The sequence below is a fragment of the Chryseobacterium sp. BLS98 genome, assembly GCF_001045445.1.
Taxonomy (GTDB): domain Bacteria; phylum Bacteroidota; class Bacteroidia; order Flavobacteriales; family Weeksellaceae; genus Chryseobacterium.
Genome location: NZ_LFNF01000001.1, coordinates 51,968 through 64,374 on the forward strand (window position 1 = coordinate 51,968; position 12,407 = coordinate 64,374).

Genomic DNA, 12,407 nt, shown 5'->3' on the forward strand with positions numbered 1-12,407 from the left:
ACCAGTATGACAATAGCTTAATTTATTGTTATACTGGTACATTGTTCTATTGTTACATTATTAAAAAATAAAGTTCAATCGATAGTTATGCGTTTTTTTCAGCAATTTTATTTTCAATAGTAGTGTAGAAATCATCAAATGTTACCATTTTTTTGAAATCTGCCTCCCCTAATTTCACCCCGAAATTAGATTCAATAACAACGACCATATCAATATAGTCCAGACTGTCCAGCCCGAGTGTTTTTTTTAGGTTGGCATCATTGCTGATCTCATCGCCATCCACTTCGAATTCGTTTACTAAGAAATCATTAACGATGTCAACAATTTTTTCCCTTTCCATGTTTTTAATCAAATTTTTTAACTATTAATGCGGAGTTGGTTCCCCCAAATCCGAAAGAATTCGACAAAAATACGTCAATTTTTTGATTTTTCGTTTTTGAGACCAAATTTATCTTTTTCGCCTCATCGTCAGGGTTTTCCAGGTTAATGTTCGGTGCAACGAAATCGTTCTGCATCATCAGAATGGAGTAAACCACCTCACTTGCTCCTGCCATCCAGCATTCATGACCGGTCATGGATTTTGTAGAGCTTACAGGAACTTCGCTTCCGAAAATTTCATGGATGGCTTTAGCTTCATTGGCATCACCGATTGGTGTAGAAGTCGCATGAGCATTGATATAATCTATATCTTCTGCCTTTAATCCGGATTGTTTCAGGGCTCTGTCCATGGCTAAGGCCGGGCCGTCAACATTAGGTGTTGAGATATGTCCGCCATTTGAAGAGAAACCATAACCTACAATTTCTGCAAGAATTGTAGCCCCTCTTTTCTGTGCAGATTCCAGACTTTCTACAATAAGGCTGGCAGCTCCTCCGCTTGGGATGAGGCCGTCTCTTTCGGCATCAAAAGGTCTTGAAGCTTTTGTAGGCTCGTCTTCCCTTACAGAGAAAACACCAAGTCCGTCAAAGCTCGCCATTGAATACTTGTTGGTTTCCTGCGCTCCTCCGCAGATAATCATATCCTGAAAGCCGTTTTTGATCATCACGTAAGCAAGCCCCAAAGAATGGGAACCGCTCGCACAGGCCGCACTGATGGTAAGGTTAATCCCTTTCAGCTTAAAAATGGTTGAAAGGTTCATGGTTACTGTTGAATTCATTGATTTGAAGATCGCTCCGGACCCCATCAATGTTGTATCTTTTTTCTCCCTGGCAATGTCGATAGATTCTACAACTGCCTGAGAAACACTGTCGTTTCCGTATAAAATTCCTACTTCGTGAGTGTCCAGGAAATCCTGTTCTATTCCTGCCTGTTTCAATGCATCTATGGTAGCAAGATAAGCATACTCGCTTTCTTCCCCCATGCTTACACGCTGGCGTCTGTTAAGCAGATTTTTAAGATCCGGCTTAGGCACTACCCCTGTAAGGCCGGACCTGAAACCGAATTCTTTTCTCTCCTGTACTAAAGCAATACCGGATTTTCCTTGATATAGGGATTCTCTGACCTCTTCCAAAGAGGTCCCGATGCAAGAATAAATTCCCATTCCGGTAATTACAACCCTATTTTCCATTGATAATTAAGATTTTAGATTGCAGGCTACAGGTTGCAGGTTGCACTGCTACCTTTTATCTGCTACCTGATTTATGAATAAATTCCCCCGTTGATGTTCACTACTTCCCCGGTAATGTATGAAGCTTTCCTGGAAGCTAAAAAGGCTACAAGATCTGCTACTTCTTCGGCCTCTCCAAATCTGTTGGCAGGGATCGTTGTTTTCATCTCGTCTTCATTAAAATCCTGGGTCATATCTGTTCTGATAAATCCTGGAGCCACCGCATTTACCGTAATATTTCTCTTGGCAACTTCCTGGGCCAGTGCTTTTGTAGCACCTACCAAAGCTGCTTTTGCTGCAGAATAATTAGTTTGTCCTGCGGTTCCTTTTACCCCGGAAACAGAGACCATATTAATAATTCTCCCATATTTGTTGCGTAGAAGCTTCTGGATAAAGAAGTTGGTTACATTAAAAAATCCGTTCAGACTTGTATTGATCACACTGTTCCAGTCTTCCCTCTGCATCCACATGAATAATCCGTCTCTTGTAATACCGGCATTGTTTACGATCACTTCAACAATGGCATCAGGGTTTTTGTCCTGCCATTCCGTTAAAACATTCAAGGTTTCTTCAGCATTGGCTACATCGAATTTAAGGATTTCTCCTGTAGCTCCAAGCTCTTCTACTTTAGCCAAAGTTTCCTTTGCCGCGGTTTCATTAGAAGCGTAGTTGATGAGTATATGATAGTTTTTTTCTTCCGCCAGTTTTATACAGACTGCTCTTCCAATTCCCCTGGAGCCGCCTGTGACAATTGCACATTTCATGTGTTAGTGTTTATTTTATTAGTTTTTTTAAGTTAAATCCTATTCTTCCTTTATGACAATTCATTATCAGGGATAATTACATAGCCTTTAAATATTTCTTCACCTCTTCCAGATACGGATACATCACCATATCATCTGAGAATGCAGGAATGATTTTTCTTATCTCGTCATACAATTCTTTGGTAGAAGATGATACTTTATCCTGAAAACCAAGATATTCAACTGCCTGAATAATAGTAATGGCCTCAATCGCCAATACTTCAAATGCATTCTCAATCACTTTCCGGCAGATTACCGCAGCATTGGTTCCCATGCTTACAATATCCTGATTATCATTATTATTAGGTATACTGTGAACATACATGGAATTCGACAGCATCTGGCTTTCTGCAGTGGTAGATGTTGCCGTAAATTGTACTCCCTGCATTCCAAAATTAAAGCCTAATTTACCTAAATTTACGAAGGGAGGCAAGATTTCGTTGATCTTTGCATTTAAGAGATAGTTCAGCTGTCTTTCCGCCAGCATGGTCAGCTTGGTAACAACGATCTTTAGCTTGTCCATTTCCAGCGAAATATAGTCTCCGTGGAAATTCCCCCCATGATATACATGTTTGTCTTTTACATTAATAATTGGGTTGTCATTAGCTGAATTGATCTCGTTTTCAAGAACTTTCTCAGTATACTCCAAAGTATCTAAAACAGGTCCCAGGATCTGAGGAACACATCTTAAAGAATAATATTCCTGAACTTTTTCCTTAAATACTTTTTCCTGCTCTTCAAAGTGGGTATAAAGATGATCTTCTCTTTTTCTGATCAGCTTACTGTCAGCCAAGTGTTCACGCATTCTTTCTGCCACTTTCTGCTGACCATAATGTTTTTTGGTTCCGTTCAGAGCTTCTGATAAATGATCATCATAAGCCTGAACAATTTCGTTGATGGCACATGAAAGCCTGATGGAAATATCTGTTAACTGACTCGCTTTGTATGCGTTAACAATTCCTATTCCGGACATAACAGAAGTTCCGTTCATCAAAGCCAAACCTTCACGAATTTCTACTTTGATCGGCTCCAATCCTTCTGTTGCAAAAACTTCTTTTGTGGCTTTTCTTTCGCCTTTATAAAAAACTTCACCTTCTCCAATCAGGACTAAAGCAAGGTGGGCAAGCTGTACCAAATCACCACTTGCTCCTACCCCTCCGTGTTCGAAAATCAACGGTGTAATATCTCTGTTGATCAATTCTTTAAGCAGATGAATAACAGACTGATGAACACCTGAATTTCCAAGGGAAAGGGTATTCAACCTGGCCAGCATACATGCTTTTACTTCCTCTGCAGGCAATGGGTTCCCGATTCCTGAAGAATGGCTTCTGATCAGGTTATACTGAAGCTGGTGGGTATCTTCATCACTGATCTTGAACTGGGCCATTGGTCCGAAACCAGTATTGACCCCATATATTACTTTATTTTTCGAAAATTCCTTTAAAAACTGAAAACTCGTTTCTACTCTATCCAAAAGTGATTCGTCCAGTTCAATTTTTCCGTTCTCAATGATAATTTTTTGAAAATCCTTCAGTTCTAAAAAGTTATTTATTTTCATCAATTAAAAGTAATAGTTGCTAATTTTGTAAAATATTAATTATTTGTCACTAATTTAGCGGCAAAGATAGAAGTTATTATTAAAATAAAAAATCAAGATGAGCAAAGAATTTGTTGACGTTCTCGTAATCGGTGCTGGACCTTCCGGATGCGTATCTTCTTCATACTTAAAGAAGAACAATGTCAACGTAAAGGTTGTTGAAAAGACAAAATTCCCAAGACTGGTTGTGGGCGAAAGCTTAATTCCCAGGGTAATGGATCATTTTGATGAAGCAGGTCTTTTTCCGGCTCTGGATAAAATGGGCTTCGAAAAAAAGCTGGGAGCACGGTTTTTAAGAGGCAATGAAGTCTGCATTTTTGATTTTAGTGATAAATTCGGAGAGGGCTGGGACTGGACCTGGCAGGTTCCCAGAGCTGATTTTGATAATACACTGGCCCAGGAAGTCATCAACAAAGGAATTGATCTTGAATTTGAAACGGAAGTCATTGATATCCGATTCAACGGTACAGATTCTGTTATCACAGTAAAAAATAAGGACGGCGAAACGAAGGAGATCCATGCTAAATTCGTTATTGATTCCAGTGGCTACGGAAGAGTGCTGCCCAGATTGCTTGATCTTGAAAAACCTTCTAAACTGTCTCCTCATTCTGCCATTTTTTCTCACGTAGAGGACATTAACAGAGAAGAAGGTGAAGAAGGTACTCTTATTTCTTTTGATATCATCGAAACTGAAGTATGGCTTTGGGTGATTCCTTTTTCCAACGGAAATACGAGTGTGGGAATTGTAGGTCCTACAGAATATATTGAAAAACTATCTGAAAACGGTGATGCAACGGAAGCATTAAGAAAAGCTATTTCTCTTTCTGACTATTATGTAAAACGTTTTGGCGATGTGAATTTTCTTTTTGAACCAAGACATCTGAAAGATTATTCCTGCTCGGTAAAGCAGCTGTTTGGAGACGGATATGCCCTTACCGGGAATGCTTCTGAATTCCTTGACCCTGTTTTTTCATCAGGAATGGCATTTGCCACAGAATCCGGGATGCTTGCCGCAAAATTAGCTTTAAGGCAGCTTAATGGCGAACAAATCGACTGGCAGAAAGAGTACACGGATTATATTCTTTATGGCGTGGATGTTTTCACCACCTATGTGAAGGAATGGTATACGGGAAATCTTCAGGAATTATTTTTCCACAGGCCTGAAAATGAAGATGTGAAGAGAAAAATATGTGCAGTTCTGGCCGGTTATGTCTGGAATAAGGACAATCCTTTTGTAAGAAAACACGATACAGTCATTAAAAACCTTGCGAACCTCATCAAAATGGAGAAACAGCAGGAACAATCATAAAAAAGGGTCTGAATATTTTCAGACCCTTTTTGTTTTATTTAAGTACTTTCTTTATTTCCGCCCCGAGTTTTTTACCCGTAACTTCATCCTTCAGGAATTTATAATCGCCGGAAACTACCCTTACCCTCTGCGCCGTCAAGTCTGTGAAAAGAGTTACTAAAATGATAAGAAAATATTTTTTTCATGGTTGTGCTGGGTTTTTATCTTAAATCTATAAATGTAATGGGTTTTCTGCTGTTTGGATTGAAAACGGTCTTGGAAAGGATATCAAAATCTATGATTTCAATTTTAGGACTTACTCTCAATTTTGCACGGAAATGATCGCGAACTTCATTGACGAAAGTTTCATGATCCTGTTCTGTACTCAGTTTGATAATAATTTCATCCAACCCTATTTCATTAGACTGAATCACGATCTGATAACATAAAATAGTATTGAAATCATTTAAAATATCATTCATCGCAGGTGGATAAAGTGTCGTCCCCTTATATTTAATCATCTGCTGTTTTCTTCCGACAACAGGGCCAAGTCTCATGGTGTTTCTTCCACATTGACACAGCTCATAATGGGCTTTTACAATGTCTCCAGTCTTAAAACGAAGCAAAGGAATAGCTTCCACTCCCAATGTAGTGATTGTTAATTCTCCATTTTCTCCTTCTTCTACCGGAATTTCATTATCATCTAAAATTTCAGTGATAATAAGCTCAGGATGATGATGGCCTCCAATCTGAAACTCACATTCCGTGAAGGCGGTACTCATTTCTGTGGAGGCATAGGTTGAAAATAATTTAATGTTCCATTTTTCTTTGATCTTCTGCGAAAGAATATTGTCGGTAAAATCCTGATTCTTGATACTTTCCCCAATACATACGGCTCCGTAAACACTTGAATTTTTATAATCCAGCCCGTTTTTTTCAGCATAATCTATCATTTTAAGAAGAAAAGACGGCACTGTGATCAGGTATTTGGGTTGATATCTGAAAATAGAGTCCCACTGAAGCTCGGGAATGCCGGGGCCCATTCTTACCACACTGGCTCCCATTTTTCTTAGTCCTAAAAAATAAGCCAGACCTGCCATAAATCTTTTGTCGATAGTAGTGATCATCTGAACAACGTCTCCTTTTTGAATACCTGCGCACGCAAAAGAAATAGCCTCGTTGTAGGCCAGCCTTTCAAGGTCATTGTCAGACAATCCGAAAGTGACCGGATCGCCCAAAGTTCCTGAAGTGGTACTGTAGTCTACAATTTTGTCCTGTGAAATACAGAAAAAATCCTGATTGTATTGCTGCAGATCATTCTTTGTAGTGGTCGGAATCTTCTGCAGATCTTCCAATGTCCGGATATCTGCAGGATTGATATTATTTTCTTTGAATAATTTCTGATAAAAGGGTGAATGATTCTCAAGATAAGCCAGAAGCTCCTGAAGCTTTTGCTCCTGAAACTTTTTTATTTCCTGGATACCTGATTTTTCGATGGCCGGATAGAATTCCAATGATTGTAATTTTTAAAAGACAAATTTATTTAAAATTAAAAGATTGAATGATTAAAAGATTTAACAATTACTGACCGTTATCATTTTACCGCTGGAAAGTAAAAGTTTGTGTGTTAGTATTTCCTGCCGTATTGGTTATAATAACCTTTAAAGTATGCAATCCTGAACCTTTTGGACATTTTTCATCAAAAACATAAACAAAATCGTCTTTTACACGGGCAAAACGGAGCCATTTCCCATCCAGCTCGGCCCGGAATGAAGCAATGTCACCCACTTTAGCTGTTCCTTTCAACCGTAAAGAGCTACTGTTTATAAGGACTCCTTCTTTCCAATTCGCAGAAACAGAAGGCAAACTTTCATCCAGCAGCAGAACTGCCGTACCGAGTCTGTTAAATTCTGCCTCCGCACGGTCTCCGTTCCATTTTGCTTTTACGGCATCCATATCACTTCCGTAATCAAACAGCATGACCAGTTTATTCTTTTCTTCATTTGATAATTTCCTGTTGGGCTTTATTTTCAGTGTAAAATAATCATGAACCGGAATGTATGGTGTCTCCAGAACAACAGTATTGGAAATCGCGGCCGGATAGGAAGCCGGCTTTTCATACATTTTAAAGTTCACCGCATCATATACTGCATTTTTACTAAGATTTACTGTCGCATTTTCGGTATTTACTGTTTTTGCTTCATCCGGTTTCACCAATTGATCCGAAGGAGTTACCTGCTGCGAATTCACAGCATAACGAACTTTAGTAACCAGCTTGCTTGTATTTCCGTTAACGTCCTTTAAAATAATTTCAATACTGTGAACACTGTCATCCTCAAGATGAATAATTCCTGTTTTACCGGATGAATTGTAATTTTTCAGTTTCATTCCCGGCAATTCAGATAAATGCTGGATGCTCATTTTATCTCTTGAAAATTTTGTGTAATCTATACATCCATTGAGATAACGGGTATCATCATAGCTCACTTTATCAATAGAAAAGCTATAGATCAGCTGGCCATCCATCAACAGTTCTGCATGATAAATTCCAAGATTAAATCCCTGATTGGCTTTATCCACAGCTTTAACTGCAAAGCTTATTTCCGGTGAAGTAACCTGGATAATATCTGTTGTATACCCATTTCCGGCTTTTTTAACCGGGATTCCATTTGCTCCCGGCTCATAGGTACTGAAACGGCGGTCATACCAATACAATCCGCTGATCGTAGGAACAACGCGATCCGGGATATTAAAGTCAAAAAGCAAAGGATTGATGCATTCTTCCGTTTTAGTATCCCTGATTTCAAAGTGTAAATGTGGTCCCGCTGAACCTCCGGTATTTCCGCTCAAAGCAATAGTTTGGCCTTTGCTTACAGGAAACTGCCCTGGAGAAAATGTGATATCCTGCTCCCATTTTTCGTCTTTATACTGTCTTTCTTTTACATACTCATCCAGTTGATCGAAATATTTATTAAGATGGGCATAAACTGTGGTGTAACCATTGGGATGAGTAATATACACTGCATTTCCAAAACCGTAGCGCTCTATTTTTATCCTGCTTACATATCCGTCTGCAGCTGCAACAACTGTCAAATTCTCCTGACTGTTGGTCCGCAAATCTAATCCCATATGAAAATGATTAGCCCGGACAGCTCCAAAATTGGCAACCAGCTGCATGGGGATGTTCAGCGGGTTGCGGAAATAATTTTGTGGATAATTATTCTGTGCCGATGTTACAAAATAATTGAGAAAATAAACAACGTAGATGAGTTTGCAGAAAATTTTCATACGACATTTGGTTTTGGGATCTATTGAAATTACAAAATTTTATAGTATCGCGAATAGAAATTTTACGGTTTAATCTTTTTAACCGCAGATTACACGGATTTACACATATGATGCTGTGAAAAATATGCCATTTGTGAAAAACCATGGAGTTTTATTTTAAATTTTGCTGAAGCCTGATGAATGTAATACATTTTTTAAGCGGGCTAAAGCCTATTTCTATTGAATAAAACAATCATGAAAAACAGGGTAAACCGCAAGAAAAATTCACTTATTCACTCTTCATCATTCACCTTTAAACTCCATTCCGTATTTATATTTCTGAAATTGAACTTTTTAATAGATATAAGCTAAATAAAACATATATTATAAACCGACAAAAATCACTAAATTTGCAGACTTAATTAATCAACGATATTGAGATATTTACAATGAGCCAATTTAAAGAATACAAAAACCTCAACCTTATTGACATAGCCGAGAATGTATCGGAGTTTTGGAAACAGAATAAAACGTTCGGTAAAAGTGTTGAGATTCGCGAGGGTAATGCCGAGTTTGTTTTTTATGAAGGTCCACCTTCAGCAAACGGTATGCCCGGAATTCACCACGTTATGGCCAGAGCATTAAAGGATATTTTCTGTCGTTTCCAGACGCAGAACGGGAAGCAGGTTTTCCGTAAAGCAGGCTGGGATACACACGGACTTCCTGTGGAACTGGGCGTAGAAAAGGAATTAGGAATTACTAAAGAAGATATTGGCAAAAAAATCTCTATTGAAGACTACAACAAAGCCTGCCGTGAAGCGGTTATGCGATATACAGACGTATGGAATAACCTTACGGAAAAGATCGGATACTGGGTAGACCTTGATGATCCGTATATCACCTACAAGTCAAAATACATGGAGACGGTTTGGTGGCTGCTGAAGCAATTGTATGATAAAGAATTATTGTACAAAGGCTACACGATCCAACCTTATTCTCCAAAAGCAGGAACCGGACTTTCTTCCCATGAGCTGAACCAGCCGGGAACGTACCGTGATGTTTCGGATACAACGGTTGTGGCACAGTTTAAAGCGAAAAAAGAAACGTCTGAACTGTTTAATGATGTGGATGGAGATGTGCATGTTTTAGCATGGACCACTACTCCATGGACTTTACCTTCCAACACAGCTTTGGCAGTAGGAAGAGATATTGAGTATGTTTTAGTTAAAACATTCAATCAATACACATTTGAGCCAATAACGATTGTTTTATCCAGAGTTCTTTTACCTAAAGTATTCGGTAAAAAATACGCTGAAGGAACTGACGAAGATTTCGCAGGTTATACTGCGGAAACTAAAGCTATTCCTTTCAAAGTAATCAAAGAATTCACCGGAGAAAAATTGGCTGGGACTCAATATGAGCAGCTGATCCCATGGTTTACTCCTAACGATTCACCTGAAAAAGCATTCAGAGTGATCATCGGGGATTTCGTAACCACTGAGGACGGTACAGGTATCGTTCACATCGCTCCTACCTTTGGTGCAGATGATGCCAGAGTTGGAAAAGAAAACGGAATTCCGCCAATGTTGGTAAAAGATGAGAATGACAACCTTGTTCCTCTTGTAGACCTGCAGGGTAAATTCATCAAAGGAGAAAATGTACCTGAAGTATTTTCAGGAAAGTACATTAAGAACGAATATTACGATGACGGAACTGCTCCTGAGAAGTCATGGGATGTGGAACTCGCCATTGTTTTAAAAACTGAAAATAAAGCCTTCAAGGTTGAAAAATACGTTCACAGTTACCCACACTGCTGGAGAACTGACAAACCTGTATTGTACTATCCTTTGGATTCATGGTTTGTGAAAATGACAGCTGTAAAAGACAGACTGGTTAATTTAAACAAAGAAATCAACTGGAAGCCAAAAGCTACCGGAGAAGGACGTTTTGCCAACTGGCTTGAAAATGTAAACGACTGGAATCTTTCCCGTTCAAGATATTGGGGTATCCCATTACCGATCTGGAGAACTGAGGATCTTAAGGAAGAAAAAATTATAGGATCTGTAGAGGAACTTTACAATGAGATTGAAAAATCGGTTGCTGCGGGATTAATGAAAGAAAATCCGTTCAAAGGTTTTGTGATCGGAAATATGTCTGAGCAGAACTATGAACTGGTTGACCTTCACAAAAATGTAGTGGATAAAGTAGTTCTTGTTTCAGATTCAGGTAAAGCAATGAACCGTGAAAGTGATCTGATCGACGTTTGGTTCGATTCAGGATCTATGCCTTACGCTCAGCTGCATTATCCGTTTGAGAATAAGGAAATGATCGATAATAACAAGGCATTCCCTGCTGACTTTATCGCAGAAGGTGTTGACCAGACTCGTGGTTGGTTCTATACGCTTCATGCGATCGGAACAGCTGTTTTTGATTCTGTAGCTTATAAAAATGTTATGAGTAACGGGCTTGTTCTGGATAAGAACGGTCAGAAAATGTCAAAACGTTTAGGAAATGCGGTAGATCCGTTTGAAACACTTTCAGTATACGGTCCGGATGCTACAAGATGGTATATGATCTCGAATGCAAATCCTTGGGAAAATCTGAAATTTGATATCGAAGGAATTGATGAGGTGAGAAGAAAGTTCTTCGGAACACTTTACAACACCTATTCATTCTTTGCACTATATGCTAATGTAGACGGATTCAATTATTCTGAAAGAGAAGTGGAAAACCGTCCGGAAATCGACCGATGGATCCTTTCCGAGCTGAACCTTTTAATCAAAGAAGTAAAAGCATTCTACGAAGATTACGAACCGACAAGAGTAGCCAGAGCCATCAGCACCTTTGTGAATGACAACCTGAGCAACTGGTATGTAAGACTGTGCAGAAGACGTTTCTGGAAGGGAGATTATTCTGATGATAAAATCTCTGCTTACCAGACTTTATATACGTGTCTTGAAACTGTTGCGAAATTATCCGCACCCATTGCTCCATTCTTTATGGATCAGCTATATCAGGATTTAAATAAAGTAACAGGAAAAGATAAAGGTGAGTCTGTACATTTAACAGATTTCCCTGTTGCAGACGAAAGTCTGATCGATCAGGATCTTGTAGAAAAAACGCATCTGGCACAGAACATCACAAGTATGGTTTTCTCTTTAAGAAAGAAAGAAAATGTAAAAGTTCGCCAGCCATTGCAGAAAGTATTGGTACCGGTTCTTGATTCTAAAACGGAAGAGCAGATTCTGGCCGTTGCAGATCTGATCAAGCAGGAAGTGAATGTTAAAGAATTACAGTTAATCAATGCGGAAGAAGCATCACATTTAATTGTAAAACAGATCAAACCAAATTTCAAAGCTCTTGGGCCTAAGTTAGGAAAAGATATGAAAACCGTAGGCGGAGCAATTGCTGAGATGAATGCGGAACAAATTGCAAGCCTTGAAAAAGAAGGAAAAATAGATATCCAGGGTTATGAAATCACCCCTGATGATGTTGAAATCTCTACAAAAGATATTCCGGGATGGACGGTAACTTCCGACGGAAAAACAACTGTGGCATTAGATTTGACGTTAACTGAAGAATTAAAATCTGAGGGTATCGCAAGAGAGTTCATCAACAGAATTCAGAACCTGCGAAAAGATAAAGACTTTGAACTGACAGACAGAATTAAGATCTCCATCGAAGAGAATTCTCCTTTCCTTGAAGATGTTAAGAAAAATGAGGAATATATTTCCTCAGAGGTCTTGTCAAATAAAATAGAAATTGTATCTTCACTTTCAAATTTTAACGAAATCGAAATAGATGAGGTTAATTTTAAGGTTAATGTTGAAAAAAATTAACATATAGTT

Annotated in this window: 8 protein-coding genes; 2 read left to right on the forward strand and 6 right to left on the reverse strand. The window is 38.8% G+C overall.

All coding sequences use genetic code 11. The annotated features are described in order from the left end of the window. Positions 1–85: 85 nt before the first annotated feature. From ACM40_RS00225 to hutH, 4 genes are all read right to left on the reverse strand, one after another. Complete coding sequence (locus tag ACM40_RS00225; RefSeq protein WP_040999465.1) at positions 86–340, reverse strand: acyl carrier protein; 255 nt, start codon at positions 338–340, stop codon at positions 86–88. Positions 341–344: 4 nt separating this feature from the next. Next, a complete protein-coding gene (locus ACM40_RS00230; RefSeq protein WP_048500877.1) occupies positions 345–1,565 on the reverse strand; it encodes a beta-ketoacyl-[acyl-carrier-protein] synthase family protein in 1,221 nt (406 codons plus the stop codon). Between the two features lie 71 nt (positions 1,566–1,636). Then, entirely contained in the window at positions 1,637–2,368 is a 732-nt protein-coding gene (fabG, locus tag ACM40_RS00235) for a 3-oxoacyl-ACP reductase FabG (RefSeq protein WP_048500878.1), read from the reverse strand. Positions 2,369–2,444: 76 nt separating this feature from the next. Continuing rightward, a complete protein-coding gene (gene hutH / locus ACM40_RS00240; RefSeq protein ID WP_048500879.1) occupies positions 2,445–3,965 on the reverse strand; it encodes a histidine ammonia-lyase in 1,521 nt (506 codons plus the stop codon). 97 nt (positions 3,966–4,062) lie between these two features. On the opposite strand from hutH, the gene ACM40_RS00245 reads away from it, so the two are divergent. After that, complete coding sequence (locus tag ACM40_RS00245; RefSeq protein ID WP_048500880.1) at positions 4,063–5,313, forward strand: NAD(P)/FAD-dependent oxidoreductase; 1,251 nt, start codon at positions 4,063–4,065, stop codon at positions 5,311–5,313. 200 nt (positions 5,314–5,513) lie between these two features. On the opposite strand, the gene ACM40_RS00250 is transcribed toward ACM40_RS00245, so the two are convergent. Both ACM40_RS00250 and ACM40_RS00255 read right to left on the reverse strand, forming a co-directional pair. Further along, positions 5,514–6,806 (reverse strand): phenylacetate--CoA ligase family protein, encoded by a 1,293-nt coding sequence (locus tag ACM40_RS00250; protein ID WP_048500881.1) that lies wholly within the window; start codon positions 6,804–6,806, stop codon positions 5,514–5,516. 85 nt (positions 6,807–6,891) lie between these two features. Beyond that, positions 6,892–8,580: a M23 family metallopeptidase gene (locus ACM40_RS00255; RefSeq protein ID WP_048500882.1), complete on the reverse strand. Its 1,689-nt coding sequence runs from the start codon at positions 8,578–8,580 to the stop codon at positions 6,892–6,894. 428 nt (positions 8,581–9,008) lie between these two features. Here ACM40_RS00255 and ileS point away from each other — a divergent pair, with 428 nt between their 5' ends. Beyond that, entirely contained in the window at positions 9,009–12,398 is a 3,390-nt protein-coding gene (gene ileS / locus ACM40_RS00260) for an isoleucine--tRNA ligase (protein ID WP_048500883.1), read from the forward strand. Positions 12,399–12,407: the final 9 nt, after the last annotated feature.